The 16,510-nt window shown below is 64.6% G+C and carries 11 protein-coding genes and 2 pseudogenes; 1 reads left to right on the top strand and 12 read right to left on the bottom strand.

All coding sequences use genetic code 11. From position 1 onward, the window contains the following. Nucleotides 1–530 precede the first annotated feature (530 nt). Complete coding sequence (locus tag G6N46_RS18355) at nt 531–1,937, top strand: IS1380 family transposase (RefSeq protein WP_061003426.1); 1,407 nt, start codon at nt 531–533, stop codon at nt 1,935–1,937. 107 nt (nt 1,938–2,044) lie between these two features. Here the strand turns inward: G6N46_RS18355 and G6N46_RS18350 are convergent, their stop codons facing one another. The 12 genes and pseudogenes from G6N46_RS18350 to rpsF all read right to left on the bottom strand — a co-directional run bounded on the left by G6N46_RS18350 (nt 2,045) and on the right by rpsF (nt 16,505). Beyond that, nucleotides 2,045–4,033 (bottom strand): helix-turn-helix domain-containing protein, encoded by a 1,989-nt coding sequence (locus G6N46_RS18350; protein ID WP_235688650.1) that lies wholly within the window; start codon nt 4,031–4,033, stop codon nt 2,045–2,047. Between the two features lie 264 nt (nt 4,034–4,297). Next, nucleotides 4,298–4,714: pseudogene (locus G6N46_RS29085) on the bottom strand (TniQ family protein); the annotation flags it as partial. Between the two features lie 32 nt (nt 4,715–4,746). Continuing rightward, a complete protein-coding gene (locus tag G6N46_RS18345; protein ID WP_234880830.1) occupies nt 4,747–6,501 on the bottom strand; it encodes a hypothetical protein in 1,755 nt (584 codons plus the stop codon). Nucleotides 6,502–6,669: 168 nt separating this feature from the next. Next, nucleotides 6,670–7,083: pseudogene (locus G6N46_RS29080) on the bottom strand (TniQ family protein); the annotation flags it as partial. Nucleotides 7,084–7,089: 6 nt separating this feature from the next. After that, nucleotides 7,090–8,214 carry an AAA family ATPase gene (locus tag G6N46_RS18340; RefSeq protein WP_138251298.1) on the bottom strand — a complete coding sequence of 375 codons (1,125 nt, stop codon included), beginning with the start codon at nt 8,212–8,214 and terminating at the stop codon, nt 7,090–7,092. Then, on the bottom strand, nt 8,211–10,199 hold the full coding sequence (locus G6N46_RS18335) for a TnsB C-terminal domain-containing protein (protein WP_407665195.1): 1,989 nt from the start codon (nt 10,197–10,199) through the stop codon (nt 8,211–8,213). The genes G6N46_RS18340 and G6N46_RS18335 overlap by 4 nt, the downstream gene beginning before the upstream one ends. A 161-nt stretch (nt 10,200–10,360) precedes the next feature. Further along, nucleotides 10,361–10,999: a TnsA-like heteromeric transposase endonuclease subunit gene (locus G6N46_RS18330; RefSeq protein WP_197746750.1), complete on the bottom strand. Its 639-nt coding sequence runs from the start codon at nt 10,997–10,999 to the stop codon at nt 10,361–10,363. A gap of 281 nt (nt 11,000–11,280) precedes the next feature. Continuing rightward, nucleotides 11,281–14,343 carry a replicative DNA helicase gene (locus G6N46_RS18325; RefSeq protein ID WP_407665124.1) on the bottom strand — a complete coding sequence of 1,021 codons (3,063 nt, stop codon included), beginning with the start codon at nt 14,341–14,343 and terminating at the stop codon, nt 11,281–11,283. Nucleotides 14,344–14,850: 507 nt separating this feature from the next. Further along, complete coding sequence (rplI, locus tag G6N46_RS18320) at nt 14,851–15,306, bottom strand: 50S ribosomal protein L9 (protein ID WP_138251300.1); 456 nt, start codon at nt 15,304–15,306, stop codon at nt 14,851–14,853. A 15-nt stretch (nt 15,307–15,321) separates the two neighbouring features. Beyond that, a complete protein-coding gene (gene rpsR / locus G6N46_RS18315; RefSeq protein WP_020099841.1) occupies nt 15,322–15,576 on the bottom strand; it encodes a 30S ribosomal protein S18 in 255 nt (84 codons plus the stop codon). A gap of 47 nt (nt 15,577–15,623) precedes the next feature. Beyond that, nucleotides 15,624–16,133, bottom strand: a complete 510-nt coding sequence (locus G6N46_RS18310; protein WP_138251301.1) for a single-stranded DNA-binding protein — start codon at nt 16,131–16,133, stop codon at nt 15,624–15,626. 81 nt (nt 16,134–16,214) lie between these two features. Beyond that, on the bottom strand, nt 16,215–16,505 hold the full coding sequence (rpsF, locus tag G6N46_RS18305) for a 30S ribosomal protein S6 (RefSeq protein ID WP_020099843.1): 291 nt from the start codon (nt 16,503–16,505) through the stop codon (nt 16,215–16,217). Between the last annotated feature and the right edge of the window lie 5 nt (nt 16,506–16,510).

Raw genomic sequence — 16,510 nt, 5'->3', positions numbered from 1 at the left:
ACCCGCAACCGCGCGAGGCCATCAGGCGCCTTTCGTCGCGAGTGCCGACTTACGGCTTGGCCCACCGCGTGATCTGATGGGGATGCCGTAGCTTTTCGCCCACCGCGCGACGCTCGATGGGCGGGCACCAAGTTCCGCGGCGAGGTCGTCCGGCGTCCGGTTCTCGAGGATGTATTGCGCGTAGAGCCATTCGTGGCTGATGTGATGCTGGACTGGCCCGTCCAGGTGTGCGCTACGAGAACGCGCGCGGACCGGCGCCGGCGGTTGCGGACGATATGCCTCCGCGCGACCTGACGGGATGCTGCGATTTATCACCCACCGTGCCACGCTCAATGGGCCGATACCGGGTTTCGCGGGAATCTCAATCCGGCGAAACGGCACTGCCTTCGAAATCCCTTAGACCTTCTAGCCCGGATTTTTCACGAAAAGTTGTGAGTTTCGGGGTGTAGATAAGCGAAAGTGCCTGTCCTGCAAGGAATAATTGGACTTGTCTAAGGTTTCAATCGTTCCAGCGGGAAGGCACTTCGCGGGTGAAGAATATCGCGGTTACACGACGGGTGAAAGTGTCAGCTGACGGTCACGGGGTCGTGTCGCATGCCGGGATGGGCATGCTGCGCGAGCTCGCCGACCGGACCGGCCTATCGGCGCAGGTCACCGCCGCGTTGGCCGACACCTACCGCGGCCCGTGGGTGTACGCGCCCGGAGAGGTGTTCGCTGATCTGGCGGCTGCAGTCGCCGACGGCGCGGACTGCATCGACGCAGTCGGTCAACTGTGCGGTGACCGTGAACACGTGCTCGGGGCGAAAGCCTCGACGACCACGATGTGGCGGCTGATCGATCAGCGGATCGACGCCGCCCACCTACCTGGGGTGCGTGCTGCCCGGGCCGCGGCGCGGGCGGCGGCCTGGGCTGCTGGCGCCGCCCCCACCACCGAGGGCTGGCTGCATATCGACATCGACGCCACCCTGGTCATCGACCATTCCGACAACAAAGCCGGGGCTGCCCCGACCTGGAAGAAGACGTTCGGGCTGCATCCGTTGCTGGCGTTTCTGGACCGCCCGGAGATTGCCGGCGGGGAAGCCCTGGCCGGGCTGCTGCGAGCCGGTAACGCCGGCTCCAACACCGCCTCCGACCACGTCATCGTCCTGCACCAGGCCTTGGCGTCCCTGCCGCCGCGGTGGCGGCCCGACCCCGACCATCCCGATCATCGGCAGGCACCGAAGGTGTTGGTGCGCTCCGATACCGCCGGAGCCACCCACAGATTCGCCGATGCGTGCCGCGCCGCGGGGGTGGGGTTCTCCTTCGGCTACCCGGTCGATGTGCGGGTGCAAGACGCAGTCGACACCCTCACCCTGGGTGATTGCTGGTATCCGGCGATCGACACCGACGGTGGTATCCGCGACGGCGCCTGGGTCGCTGAGGCCACCGACCTGGTCAACCTCGCGTCCTGGCCGACCGGCACCCGCCTCATCCTGCGCAAAGAACGCCCCCACCCCGGCGCCCAGCTGCGGTTCACCGACGCCGACGGCATGCGGGTCACCGCGTTCATCACCGACACCGGAGCTGGTGTCATCGCCGGGCAGGTCGCCGGGCTGGAGTTGCGGCACCGCCAGCACGCCCGCATCGAGGACCGGATCCGCGAACTCAAAGCCACCGGCCTGCGCAACCTGCCCTGCCAGTCCTTTTGGGCCAACGCCGCCTGGCTCGAAATCGTCCTGGCCGCAACCGACCTGGTCACCTGGACCCGGCTCATCGGATTCACCGACCACCCTCAATTGGGCCGCTGCGAAGTTCAGACGTTCCGCTACCGGGTCCTGCACGTGGCCGCCCGCATCACCCGCAGCGCCCGCCAAACCCAGCTACGCATCGACGTCACCTGGCGATGGGCCACAGCGATCGCGGCCGCCTGGCACCGCATCCGCACCGCCTTCGGCTGACCCGCCGGCCTACCTGACCCGCCGACGACGAAAGACCTACTGGCCCTGGGAAAGCCCGCCCACCCGGCGACACGGGACAGATCAACCACGCCACCACACGAAAACCACTACCCAACAGCACAACTCGGCATCAGACCGAGCCCACAACAATCACCACGAAAAATCGAGGCTAGTACCCGTAAACCTAAGTCTGTCAATGTCATTGGTTTGTTATATTGGCCGCGGGTTAGTAGCCGGCCGCCCAGCTGTCGGTCGAGTCGGTGCATCTGGCTCGTGATTGCACTGGGGCTCCTGCCGAGGGCTTCGGCGGCGGCGGTGATCGTTGGGTAGCTGGCAACGAAGGCGAAGCGTCGTAGACGGGCGGCGCCGCCGAAACTTTCCAGGACTGGACGGAGAACTTCGGGTGCGCTCTGCGCGGCCCGGAGTGCGTCGAGGTGTTTTTGGTGGCTGAGGGCTCCGCGGCCACGCATCGGGATGCTGTGCCGTTCCGCGACCTTGGTCAGGGTGTGTTTCTTGATGCCGTGGTCGCGAGCGATGTCTGATATCGATCTTTTCCCGGCTACGTACTGCTCATGGAGCCAGCGCGCGTCGTCCTCGGATTGCCGGGCCCGGCGGGCGGTGCCCAGCGGCACAGCGTATTCGTGTGCTAATCGATAGATGGCGTGGATGCCGACCCCGACGCTGTCGGCTATGTGTTGGAGGCCCAGGTTTTGGTTGATGTGTAGGTCGTAGAGTTCCTCGGGGGTGAGGGCGGCTTTGGCGATGTCGTGGTGGGTAGGTTCTGCACTGCGGCGCCCACGGATTGTGGTGCCGGCCTGATCGGATGGTCCCCACCGATGATCGGGGTGTCGGGCACGGGCGGCCACATAGATGGCGTGCAGCGTGGTTCCGAAGCCGCCGTTCGGCGTGCCCGACTGCTCTGGCGGGTTGTACAGCGCCCAGCGCAGTGCTGCGGCGGTGGAGCGGTCGATCCGGCCGTTCGGTAATTGCAGATCATCGAGCAACGACAATGGCGGTTGCCATGTCAGCGGCTCACCGTTAACGCCACGATCGGCGAGAAACATGTGGGCGTGCTCTTCCAGACGCGCGGTCAGTTGCGGGTGGAGATCGGCGGGAAACCGGTCGATCTGCAGCCGCCCAGCGGGTTTTTCGCCCGCGAAAGGTGCCTTGCTGCAGGGGAGTCCGCTGAGCTCTTCGAACATTGCGTGGCGCACCAGCGTGTGCTTAGGCCCCTGTCCGGGGTCTTCATCGGTCTGCACACACAGGTGGTGCCAAGTCGCCTCCGGCAGCAGGTCGCTGTAGTCGAGGCGTCGTCGCCTGTCGTAGTCGATCGGTGCCCCGTTGTCTGCGATGTAGTCCGATATTCGTGTCAGCACGGTGCCGGCTGCCGTCCACATTCCAATCTCCTGCAGCAGACTCACTATTCGGGAGACGTCGGTGTAGGTCGTCAGCGATCCGAGCCACATCGCGGCGCCTTCCGACGACAGGCGCGCGCCGACCAGCAGCACCGCCGCCGCCAGCGCGGGCCGCAGGGATAGTTGGCCGGCGTTGTCCGAGGCGAACGGCAGCGTGAACGCGGGCCACAGCATGGAGGGCAGGTGGGCGGCGGCCCCGTCGATCCCCTTGCCTGTCGTTGCCGGTAGGCGTGGTCGCGCGGCGAAGACGCGGTAGCGCAGCTGATCGGTCGGTTTCATGGCCGGTCCGAGTGCGGCTAACTGGATCGCTTGGGCCGCTGGGCTGGGCTTCCCGCCCCATTTCGCGCCGGTGACCGCGGACACTTTCACTCCGTTGTCGCGGGAGACGTCGATCAACCATCGCATCGCTGCACCGGCCTGGCGGAAGTCGTCGTGGTCAAGGATGCGAAGTGCGGCCGACAGCGTGACGGCGGCGTGTGCTGCGGATGTGCCGGCAGTGAGCCTGTCGGTGGGTCCGATGTCATGGGATACGCAGCGACCCGTGGTGTCCCAGGCCAGTTCGAACGTGTCGATCACGTCGGATGGGAGCCCTGGGCCGAGATCCTTGTCGACCGCACAGGACAACACCCGGTTGGCAAGTGCTTTGAGATCGGAGAGGTAACTGCCGGCGGGATCGGGCACGTCGGTGTACAGCGGCGACGGCACGGCCGACGACTCGATGACCGTCTCGATCATGTGTTGTAGCCGTAAGAGGCTGTGGCCGTGGGCAAGTCGGGTGACCGGGGCCTGCGCCAGTCGTGCGCCGCAGCGAGGCAAACGTCCGCTCGTAGCCGGTCCGCGGCGGGCACCGGCGCACCGGCCGGGATGTGGTGTCGAGAAGTGCGGATGGACGCGGCCGCGCTGGATTCGGTCGCAGTCCGGGCAGGTGTCGGCGAGCAGGCAGCGATGGCGGGTGCAGGCGAAGAACCAACCGAGCCGCCAGTGCAGCTGCCAGCGGCCGCCGCTGTCGGCGAGACAGTCCGGGCAGTACCGTGATCCGCGGCGCCGGCCCCACATGCCGGTCTGCCATGCCCGTGCGGGCGTGTCCAGAACGGTGCCGCGGTATCGGGCGAACGTCATGGCCGCCAACACGTCCGCGGGTACCGACATCACCTGTCCGATCCGTGCCAGCGTGTCCGCGGGCACGTCCACGGGCCAGCCTTGGCGTGCGCCCGTACGGTTGAGCAGGCCGATAGAACCGAGCAGATCCCCGAACGGCACCTGTATGCGGTGAGCGGCGGCTTCCAACCATGAATCGAGCGCCTCCCCCTGCGCAGGGGCGATGCGGATGGGGAGGGTGCGCAACGCCGGCGGCGCGACCATCGAATACTTCCCCCGTGCCAGGTGGTCGACTGCTACGAACTCTGGGTTGCGAGAGCGGCTCGGTGGCTCGGTCCGCCGCGTCCACGCAGCGGTATACCGTGACGGGTGGCCCAGCGCGCCATCGTGCTGGTGCTCATGCCGGCTTCCTTGGCAATGTCCGGCAGGACCCGTCGCCTGATGATGTATTGCTCATGCAGCCAATCCTTTTCGACGATTGTGTGGGTCGGTCGGTGCGGTTCGCGCACGGCGATGTCGTAGTCGTGGGCTAGTCGCGTCGCCATCTGGCGGCTGGCCCCGATGCTGGCGGCGATGTCGCGTAGCGGCATCCGTTGGTGGTTGTAAAGGTCGACGAATGTCTCGCGCGGCAGGGCCGCTTTGGCTTGTCCGTAGCGGTCGTTGTGTCTGGCCCGCGAGGTTGATGGCGGGGCGGCGGCTCGCAGTGGCGGGCGCGTGGCCAACAAGTAGCGCACGATGTCCGTGGTGGTGCCGAGCACGCGCGCGGCCGCCCTCGGTGTGGTCCCGGGGATGCTCATGGCGTCGTGTAGTGCCGCGAGGTCGATGGTCCCGGGATCGATACCGGGGAGGGGCAAGGTTTCAAGCAGGTCGATCGGCGGTTGCCAGGTAGCGGGTTCGCCTGCGATGCCCTTGTCGGCGAGAAACGCTTGCGCGTATTCATCGAGCGCACAAGCTAATTCAGGAGTCATATATTGCACCAGCTCGTCTGAGTCATTGCGCGATGTGCTTCTCGCGCGCTCGTCAGAAATAGTCGCCGCCGATGATCCGGTGAGTTGTTCGTAGAGGAATGCTCGGGCGGCAACCGCCTGTGGCGGCGGTGCTCCCGGTGTTGCTGAATCACAGCAAACCTGTTCCCAGGTGGCGTCGGGCAACAGGTTTCGGAAGTCGAGTCGGCGGCGGCGCTGGTAGTCGATCGGCGGCGGGCTGTCTTTAAGGTGGTCGTACATGGCGATGATGCCTGCGCGAATAGCGGTCCAGCTGTGATGTTTTCGGAGCTGTTGCAAGACTCGGCTGACCGCGCGGGCGTCGATGGTGCTGTGGACCAGTTCGGCGGCGTTGTGGAGATTGCGCCTGCCGGAGACTAGGAGCACGGCGACCGATAGCGCATGGCGCAGCTGGCGGTGCTGGCATGTCGGAATGACGAACCGTAGCGACCAGCCCGGCCACAGCATCGACGGGAGCCGCGAGGCCAGCGCGGCGGCGCAGTCCACGCCTGCTGCCGGGCGGAAGGGTACGGGTGTGCCGATGCGGTAGCGCAGCTGATCGGTGGGGCTCAGGAGCGGCCCGAGCGCCGCGAGTTGGGATCCGGCCAGTACCGGTGAGATGCCTTTGCCCCAGCCAATGTTGGTGGCGCTCACTGCAATACCGCGGTCTCTGGCCGAGGTGACGATCGGACGCAATACGTTTCCCGCGGCGGCGGTATCGGGCTGTTCGAGCACGTGCAGCGCGTACACCGCACCGAGTGCCGCGGTGGCTGCCCGTGCCGGTGCCGCCAGTCCGGGCTTGATTTCCGGACGTGCAGGCCCGGACCGTTGAGCCGCATGATCGTGGATGTCGTGTTGTGCGGCAATCAGATCGTCAGGTATTGCCCTCTGGAGATCGGCTGAAGTGGCGTACGCCAGTGCGCGGCCGGCGATGGCCCGGATATCGGCCAGTACGGCGATCCTTGATACCGGCCTGTTGCGGTAGATGCCGAAAGACGTTGGCGCGGAGTCGATAATGGTATTGATGGCCCGCTGGGCATGCAGGACGGGGTGATCGGGTCCGAACATCGTGACGGTCGCGGTGGCCAGTGCCCCGCCACATCGGGCAGACCCACGGCCGGTGCTGTTCACCGCAGGATGAGCGCAACACCCGGGTTGCGGAGTGAGTTCGTCGACGTGGGGGCGCCGGCGCGGGACCGCGCCGCAGTGCGGGCACGCATCGGCGAGCAGACAGTGGTGGGTGGTGCAGGCGAATGTCCAGCCGAGACGCCAGGACAGCTGCCAGCGTCCTCCGCTGTCGGCGAGACATTCGGGGCAGAAGCGTGATCCTTGTGCGCGGCTCCACGGAAATGCCCGGCTGATCGCGCCGGTATCGGTGTTGATCCGTAGTGCCCGGTCGGCGTAGTGGTCGAGGGTCATGGCTGCCAGCATCGATCGGTCGATACCGGTCGCCGTACTGACCGCCGCGGCGTCGCGGGGGGCCAGCTGAATGTTCCAGGTGCTGCTGCGCTGCTGCGCGCCTGGGTTGCGCAGGCCAACGGCGCGCAGCAGGTCGCCGAAACAGGTGTGGTTTCGGTATGCCCATGCTTCCAACCATGATTCGAGGGATTCGCCGTAGATCGGCGGGACGCGGATCGGGAGGGCGCGCACGTGTGGTTAGCCGGCTTTGCGGATGCTGGTGGTCAGTCGGCCCGACTCGAACGCCAGCTCTTTCTCGGGGCGGGCCTGTTCGGAGGCTTCATCGATCTTGATCCGGTTCAGCAATTCGACTGTCAGGGCTTCGGTACCGGTGCGGACGGCGCGTTGGCAGCCGCGGTTGATCAACGTCATCAGCGATCCGATGTGCCCGGTGCTGCGGGCAAAGAGGTAGTCCGACAGCTGGTCGGCGAGCATCCCCGGGTACTTGTCGGCGAGGACGATCCGCTGCTCCAGCGCGAGAAGCAGTTGGCGCCATTCGCGCCGTCCCTCGTCGCTTTCGATGTCGAAGGCCCGGATGTCGAGTTTGGTGGTGCGGCGTCCTGTTTGAGCAATCACGGCGTCCTCGTACGAGGCACCCTCGGAGAAAATACCGCGCGCGGACAATCCTACGCCGATGAAGATCATCGTGACGGGAAATTCGTTGGCGATGTACTTGAAGTGGTTACTGATAGCCACGCCCGCAGTGTTGCGCCACTGCAGAAAGTGCAGGTCGTCCACGATCAACAACTTGGTCTGGCAACTGAGGACACAGTCGAGGGCTCGATGAGCGAACTCGGCGGCCTTGCCCTTACCGTTTCCCGGATGGGCGAAAAACGCTAGTAGCGCCCGGTTGAAGTCGACCATGCCGGTGTTACCGGTCAGCCCGACCCGGCAGACCGGCCACCGTTCGTGGCCTTCCTCGGTTTGCAGTCCGTGTTCCGCGATTTCGCGACGATGGAACTTCTTGGCGAAATCGAGCACCAAAGTGGTCTTCCCGAGACCTGCCGGGCCATCGAGGGCCACTGCTCCTTTGGCTTTGTCGCCGTCTTGGACGTTGCTATCGACGATGTCCCACAAGTCTTCCTGCAGTCCGGCCAATTGGGGAGTCTTGATGGGGCCGAGGTTGGCGTGCCACTCGCGGCGCTGCCGGTTGTAGTCCTCGAATGCCGCCTCGCCGAGTCGTTCAAGTTGGCTCCGGGTCAACGCTTCTGGCGTGATCCTCGCGGCGGTGTTGACGAATCGTTGCCATCCCTCCTTACGCGCGACCGTGAGATTGTCCAGGGCGGCGTCAGCGTCACGGCGTGCCGCTGTCTTCGTGGTCATGCGTCCTCCAGTGCCTCGGCGTAGAAATTGTCATCGGGGACGTCGAAGTCGTCGTCGGTGTCGTCATCGCCCAGTTCGGGATCGGCGTCCTGATTGACCTCATCCGTGCATGGCGCGGCCGCAGGCGCACTGATCGCCAAAACCTGTGCGACGGCGGGCAACGCGGCGACGCCGCCGCCAGGCGGAGGTTCGTCGATCAGCCGAGCCGCGCGGGAGAGGCGCAGTGCCATTCGACGTTCGGCCAGCGTGGTTCCCAGCCCCAGGTTCCAGCGTTCAAAGAGGTCAGCGACAGCGAGTTTGTCGTTGGGGTAGGTGTATTTGTCGGCGGCGAGTTTGCGGGCGAAATCTAAGGCGTCTTCACTGAATGGCATGTCGATTGATGGGGCATGCTCCCACACCAACGCATGCCACGTGCGGGTCTGCGGATCCCGGAAGTAGGCGCGTGTGATGTCGTCGGGGTCGTAGTGAATCGGCCAGCGGCCCTTGGCTTTTCCCGTGTAGTGGCTGGTCATGTTGCGGTAAGGGTTCAGCGCTGGCCCATTGTAGATGCGCTTGTCCAACTCGACTCCATAATGCTGAATCGTGCGCCATTCGGTCTTGAGAAATTCGTATGCCAGGTCGCGATCCCGGGGCGCTTCGATGTATCCGGCACGGGCCAGGCCGTGCTCAAACATCTGTGCCGGTGACATGCGCAACCCCGGCACCCGCGGATCGATCAGGCTGTCGTGCGGCCGGTGGTGATACTCGATGGCCACCCAGTCTCGGATGATCGCTTCCAACTCGTCGAGGTAGAAGAACGCTTCAGATTCCGGGTCGAGGCCGCGCGAATGAATATCTGGCCCCTTGTATCCCGGCAGGATTTGCAGCAGGTCTTCGCGAATCGTGCGGAAGAATCTCTCCACCGGTCCTTTGTCTCGGCCGGTCCGTAAACGCGCCGGCTGGATCGAAATCCCCAGTCGCTGACAGACACTCGTCATGTGCACGCAGACGTAGATCTTGCCGTGATCGATCACGATGGTCTCCGGCACGATCGCTGGGCCCGCTGCGCCGAGGAACGGTCCGTCAACCGCCTCCACATCAATCAAAACTGATCTCGGCACACCATGCTCGGGCCATACGGCATGCGGAGGCCAGTCCTTGCCAGCCGGTCGTGGTCGATAGGTCTGGTATAGGACCGCAGCGGCGTCCACCGATTTCGTCGACACCGGAGTCAGCCGAATCCCGGTGATACAGCGGGTATACCAGTCCATTCCGACGGTCAGTTCTACCTGCACCCACCGCAAGGTGATCGGATCCATCGCGAAGACATCCAGGCGCGTGGTGTCCATTAGCATGTACTCGCCGGGTCTGGTCGGGCGGAGCTTTCCGTACACCCCATCTGGGCGGTCAGCGATGTCGCGGTTGCGTTTGGTGCTCAGCCGGAACGTCGGATGTCGTTTCTCCAAGTCGGCAAGCACGCGAAATGCCGTAGCGCGCGACGGTATTTCGACAATACCCTCACCGAATCGGGCGATGGCTCTGGCGTTGGTCCGCTTGATGACCATCGTTTGCGACGGCCGCGACTGGTCTGCATGCTCGACCATCACTTCAACCGCGATGTCAGTCCACCGCGGATCCACATTGGCGCCCAGGCCCGCGGACGTCTTGTCTCGCGTCGAAACAAGCCCTGCTTCACCGCATTCTTGGAACTGCTGAACCCAACGCTGGACCGTACGCTTCCCAACACCAAGCTCATGCGCCTTGCTGGCGTAGCGCTTCGACAATGGCACATCGGTGCCGTACTGCGGTCTCGGCTCGTCCGGAAGAGCCAATTCTTCACTGCCCGAACGAAACCCGGTAAGTACCTCGCGAATGTGAGCGGCACGCTCAACCACTTCTTTACGTTCACTGGCGCCGAGCTGAGAGAAGACCACCCCTGCGACTTCGAAACCATCATCGCTGCAAGGCCCCTCAGAGTCCGCTATCACCCGGGTGCCCTCTGCCATCAGTAGCTCATGCAGACTCGAGCGGAGAAACGTCTGCGTGGACGGGCATTTCAATGTCACGTCCATACCAGTCTGGCCCGCTCGGGCCTCGACGATCTCAACCAGCTCCCCGTCATGCACCAGACGGGTCCCCACACCGACCCGCACCACTGCCGAAGGCGTCACGCCAGCCTCCTCAGTTGTGTCCGGCCGCTGAGGGGCTCGCTGATATCGATCAGTGCTTCCTGTCGCCACAGCAGGTGCAGTACAGCAGCTTTCACGAGATGCCCTGGTCGTCCTGGCACGCAGTAGAACGCCTCGGCCAGTGACATCGCATCGAGGGCCGCGTCCCGAATTTGCGCTAGAAGGTCGACGGGAAATAGCCATTCACGCCGGTACCCGGCAAGGAAGCGGACATTGGCGAGCTCGACGGCGTCGGGTTCGGTCGCGACCTCATAGCGCCAGCCGCGGGCTTCGACGAGCTCGCGGGTCCACTCGAAGGTGAAGGCCACCTTGGGATCGGCGAGACGGTGGGCTGGTTTCACATCTACGAGCACCGGGCCCGTATCGGTGATCAATAGATAGTCAGGGATATGCTTATGCGGCTTTCGGTCGACCGTTGTCCTAAGCAGGAACGGTTGGGCAACAACGTGCCGCACCGCGGGATCAAAGTCGGCAAAGAGTAAGCGCGCCAACTCAAGTCGAGACTCATAGATGACGTGCGCACTCATGGTGCTCGACCAATACGTACCGGAATAGTGCCTTTGCCCGTGATACCACCGAAAAGTCCGCCAAGGTGCCGCTGCGGCGAGCCAATCAATCCCGGCGGCAGCCCACTCGTGCGTGACCTCACTCAGGTCCGCCGAACATCGATAAGAGACGGCGGCAGTCGATGCCTGGTCTCCAATGTGGCCCATGACAATCACCCGATCCTGCAACTGGATCAAACTGCTGTAGGTGATTCGATCGTCACACGACCGCAAGGAGTGCGCGGGTATTGAGCCGCCCGCGTGTCTCACCAACCTGGCATTTATGCCATCGGTGTGCCATCAACCGTGAGACTGTGCCACGATCCGTGAGACCCTACACAAGTGTGGTCGACCTACCGCGCCATATTCGTAAACCGCGAGAAGTGCAGCTGGTGCGCCACAGTGATATTCGCGGTCGGGCCGTTACGGTGCTTGCCGAGGATGATGTCCGCTTCACCACCGCGCGGGTCGTCGCGGTCGATGGAGTCCGGGCGGTGCAGCAGCATGACCATGTCGGCGTCCTGCTCCAAACTATTATGCGCCGAAATACCTTGTGCCACAAAGTTATGCGTTCCATCAACGGTACCGTCGTAGACGTCTTGCTCACCGATGCTGGTGATCTCGACAATCTCGTCCCAGAACACATCATTGGTAGCCAGGTCGTGCAGTTCACGATTCCCCAACGCGGCCGCGATGCGGTGGATTATGTGGCGACCCGGTGAAGTCTTCCAACGAGATTCGCACGCCGTGACATTCGTCGCGAGTTTGAGATCGCGATTTGTCCAGCCCTTCTCGGCCATTTCCGACTGGACGAGGTCCCAGACCTCGGCGGGCAACGTGTCGCTACCCGGCCTACCCGTCCGCTTCCTCAACTGGGCGAGTACCTCAAGGGCGTTCTCATCGCGAGCACCGTGCGCCCCAACCTTCGTTATGAACGCGGTCTGATTCTCTGCTCGGTCAATGCAGACATGCCAGCAATCGCGATAGCCGGCCTTCTTCGCACGAGCAATCCGGCCCTGCACTCCCACTCGCAGCAGCAGCTGCACCACATCGTCGGCCAGCTGCCGGCTGGTCGTCGCGTAGTAGACACGCCCAATGCCAACCTTCTCGTCCCATCGCACCGAACCATCCGTCGCCCACAGGTGCCGCAGGAACAGCGCCACCTGATCGTTGGGCAGCGCGAAAACCTCTTGGGGAACGAACTTTTCGTAGCTCCGCTTCCCGAACAGCCCCAGCTTGTCCAGCCAGGCCGCGATGGGATTCCGCTTGCCGTGGGTCAACCGGTACGGCGCCGGCATGCGCAACGTGGTCACGCGGGCCGCCGGATATTCGTCGCGCACGGCCGTAATACCGAAGTGCTTCGCCGCACCAGCGACAGCGACGAGGTTCGCCTCGTCGATCGACGCGTACCGGATGGGCTGACGCTTGACGCACGAGCCGTCGCCGATCATGTGCGCGAGCATGATGATCTCGGCCTCGTCCATGCGCTCGGTGTGCACCGGCTCCGGCACGCGGCGCGGCACGGCAAGGCGATCACCAACAGCCAAGTCGCCCAACGATACCCAGCCATCAAGGGTCATGAACGGGTGGTTGGCGGTGGCCTCCACCTGACGTCCGGAGGCCAGGCGCAGCAGGAAGACTTCCTTGTGTCCGCTATAGAACACGTTGGTCATGGGCCGGGCAACCATGCGCTTTCGGTCGTCGAGCGACCACACCAGCGGCCGCTCCCCCGTCGCCATCAGCTCACCGAAGGTGACCTCGGCGCCGGTGTCGGCGCGCAGGATCCGGGTCGACGCCGTCAGGCACCCCGATTCGCGGAGGTCCGACACCTGCGGGCGCTTGTCGGTGCGCTGTTCGGGACCACGGTTCAGCTGGCTGATGGCGACCACGGGCACCTCGAGTTCCTTGGCCATCAGCTTCAGCGACCGGGAGAACTCCGAGACTTCCTGCTGCCGGGACTCGAACTTCTTACCCGAGGTCATCAGCTGCATGTAGTCCACGACGATGAGCCGCAGGTTGGCCTTCTGGTGCAGACGACGGGCCTTGGCCCGGATTTCCATCATGGTCAGGTTCGGAGAGTCGTCGATGTAGAGCGGCGCCTCGGAGATCTCGCTCATGCGGCGGGCCAGCTTGGTCCAGTCGTCGTCGCTCATCCGGCCCGAGCGCATGTCGCCCAGCTTGATCTTGGCTTCAGCCGAGAGCAGTCGCATGACGATCTCGGTCTTGCTCATTTCCAGCGAGAAGATGACGCTGGCCTGCTGGTGCTTGATGGAGCAGGACCGCATGAAGTCCAGGCCGATCGTCGAGTTGTGCGTGGGCACCATCGACCGTCCGGCCAGATACAGGTGGGCCGGGTTGTCGACCTCGACGCAGCGCACCGGCACCGAATCCACCCGGCGCACATCGGTGATCGTCACAGGGCGGGTCAGCACGGCCAGCCCACCGGCGGTCAACGCCGGCTCGAGCCGGTCGGCGCCGGGCCGCAAGGTCGCGGTGGTGACGATGCCGCGGCCCGTCGGCCACTGGTGCGAGGAGTCGGCCACGATGGTGGTGCCGTCCGACAGGTCGATCTCGTAGCAGGGCCGCTCCTCCAGCACCGGAGTCGCGGCGATGACGCGGGTGGCCCGTCCGTTGGCGTCGATCAGCTCGTCACCGACCGACACGTCGCCCATGGTGGTCCAGCCGCCGGGCGTGGGCAGCGGGGTGTCGAGCGCCAGCGCCTTACCCACACCGGGGCGCGCGGCCACGATGATCATCTGGCCCGGGTGCAGACCGTTGGTGATCTCGTCGAGCTCGGTGAACCCGGTCGGGATGCCGCGCGAGATGCCGCCCTGCGACGCGATGGCGTCGATCTCGTCCATGGTGGGCTGCAGCAGCTCCTCCAGGACCGTGAAGTCCTCGCTGCTGCGGGTCTGGGTGACGTCGTACATCTCGGCCTGCGCCCGGTCCACCAGATCAGCGACGTCGGCGCCTTCAGCGCCCGCATAGCCGTACTGCACGACGCGCGTGCCGGCCTCCACGAGACGGCGCAGCGTGGCCTTCTCCGCGACGATGCCGGCGTAGAAGCCGGCGTTGGCGGCGGTGGGCACGGTGGAGATCAGGGTGTGCAGATACGGCGCACCACCGATGCGCTTGAGCAGACCGCGGCGGTCGAGCTCCGCGGCGACCGTGACGGCGTCCGCGGGCTCCCCGCGGCCGTACAGGTCGAGGATCGCGTCGTAGACGTTCTGGTGCGCCGGACGGTAGAAGTCGCCGGGACGGAGGCGCTCCAGGACATCAGCGACCGCGTCCTTGGACAGCAACATGCCACCCAGCACGGACTGCTCGGCAGCCATGTCCTGCGGCGGTTGACGGCCGAAATCCTCGCTGGGCGGCTCCTCCATGTCGGACCGACCCAGGTCGTCAGCGACAGCCACGAAGCGCTCCTCCTCCCCGAATATCAATATGAACAAACGTTCGAAACGAGCTACCTGTGACCGTACTTCACCCCGCCGACAGGTCCGGCCCGCAAGCCGCTCACCTGTCGCGCGACGCATCACGTTAGGCATTGCTGGCGCGGCCCGAAACCACCCCTGTTAGCAACCTTGTGGATGAAATGTGGAAAGGCGTGGACAACGATGTTGACCGGTTGGGGAGAACTTGTGGAATACCCGCGAGTAAATTCCCAAACCCAAAGGTCAGAGGGCTATATATCGACTTTCACCCTGTGTATGAGAATTGGTGCGGCGTGTCGTGCCAGGTGGCCATCTCGGGCGTGTTGTGTTGCGCGGGCGTGGCGGAAAAGGGCCGCGCAGGTTAACAGCCGGCGTAGATCACTGTTTGCAGATTGGCGGAAAAGATTCGCCCGTTGTCAACAGAAAACGCCCGGGCGAAGTCAAAGATTGACTCCACCCGGGCGTTCTGCTGTTTGAGCTACTGCGTGCCTATCCGGCGACGACAGCCAGCGACACCGGCACGTTGACCGACGGGTGCAGACGCACCGCGATCTTGTGGGTGCCGACCGACTTGATGTGCGCCTTGGGCAGCTCGACGGTGCGCTTGTCCAGGTTCGGGCCACCGGCCTTCTTGATCGCGGCGACGACGTCGCCCGCGGTCACCGAACCGAACAGCTTGCCGCTGTCGGCACCGGCCTTGACAGCCAGCGACACGGGGCCGAGGGCCTCGATCGCCTGCTTCAGCTCGTTGGCGTGGTCCAGGTCGCGAACCGTCTTGGCGTCACGCGCACGACGGATCTCGGTGGCCTGACGCTCCGCACCGCGGGTGGCCACGATGGCCAGGCCGCGGGGCAGCAGGTAGTTACGGCCGTAGCCGTCGCGAACCTCAACCGTGTCGCCGGCCGAGCCCAGGTGGTCGACCTCGGTGGTCAGAATGAGCTTCATATTTCTCAGTCCTCCCTATCGAGTCGACGAGCTGAACGGGAGCAACGCAACCTCGCGGGCGTTCTTCACGGCGATGGCGATGTCACGCTGGTGCTGCACGCAGTTACCGGTGACGCGGCGGGCACGGATCTTGCCGCGCTCGCTGATGTAGGTCCGGAGCAGTCCGGTGTCCTTGTAATCGATGGTCTGCGCCTTCTTGGAGCAGAACACGCACTTGCGGGTCTTGACCGGCTTTTCCGGCGCCGGACGCCGCTTGGTGGCCTTGGCCATGTCTTTCTCTTTCTGGGTCTAGCTGGTTGCCCAGCCAATTACGTGGATCAGAAGGGCGGCTCGTCGTCGGCGCCGCCGAACGAACCCGATGCCGGGGCGCTGCCCCACGGGTCGTCGGCCGGAGCGCCGCCACCAGCGGACGGACGGGAACCCCCGCCGCCTCCGCCGAAGCCGCCACCGCCTCCGCCACTGCGGTTGGCCTTGTTCACCTTCGCCGTCGCGTACCGCAGGGACGGGCCGATCTCGTCGACCTCGACCTCCATCACGGTGCGCTTCTCGCCCTCACGGGTCTCGAACGAGCGCTGCTTCAGCCGGCCGGTCACGATGACACGCGACCCCCGGACCAGGCTCTCGGCGACGTTCTCGGCCGCCTCGCGCCAGATGTTGCAGCGGAGGAACAGCGCCTCCCCGTCCTTCCACTCATTGCTCTGCCGGTCGAACATCCGCGGCGTCGAGGCCACGGTGAAGTTCGCAACAGCAGCACCGGACGGCGTGAAGCGCAGTTCCGGGTCAGCGGTCAGGTTTCCGATAACGGTGATGGTGGTGTCACCAGCCACGAGATCCTCCTGGGACGGATTGGGTGAATTAGGCGCGAGCCTACGCAAGGCCCGCGACAAATCCGCAGAGCTTCGGCGCTTCTAGTGCTTGTCGGTCCGCAGGACCTTGGTACGCAACACCGACTCGTTCAGGTTCAGCTGACGGTCGAGCTCGTTGACCGTGGCCGGTTCGGCCTTCAGGTCGACAACCGCGTAGATGCCTTCACCGTGCTTGGCGATCTCGTAAGCCAGCCGGCGACGGCCCCAGATGTCCACCTTTTCGACGCTGCCGCCGTCTTTGCGGACGACGTTCAGGAACGTCTCCAGCGACGGAGCTACGGTGCGCTCGTCAAGTGTGGGGTCGAGAATGACCATGATTTCGTATGGACGCATGTGGA

Source organism: Mycolicibacterium phocaicum, from assembly GCF_010731115.1.
In the GTDB taxonomy this organism is placed as follows: Bacteria; Actinomycetota; Actinomycetes; order Mycobacteriales; family Mycobacteriaceae; genus Mycobacterium; species Mycobacterium phocaicum.
The sequence above is the reverse complement of the archived record's forward strand: the minus strand, read 5'-3'. Positions and strand labels throughout refer to the sequence as shown.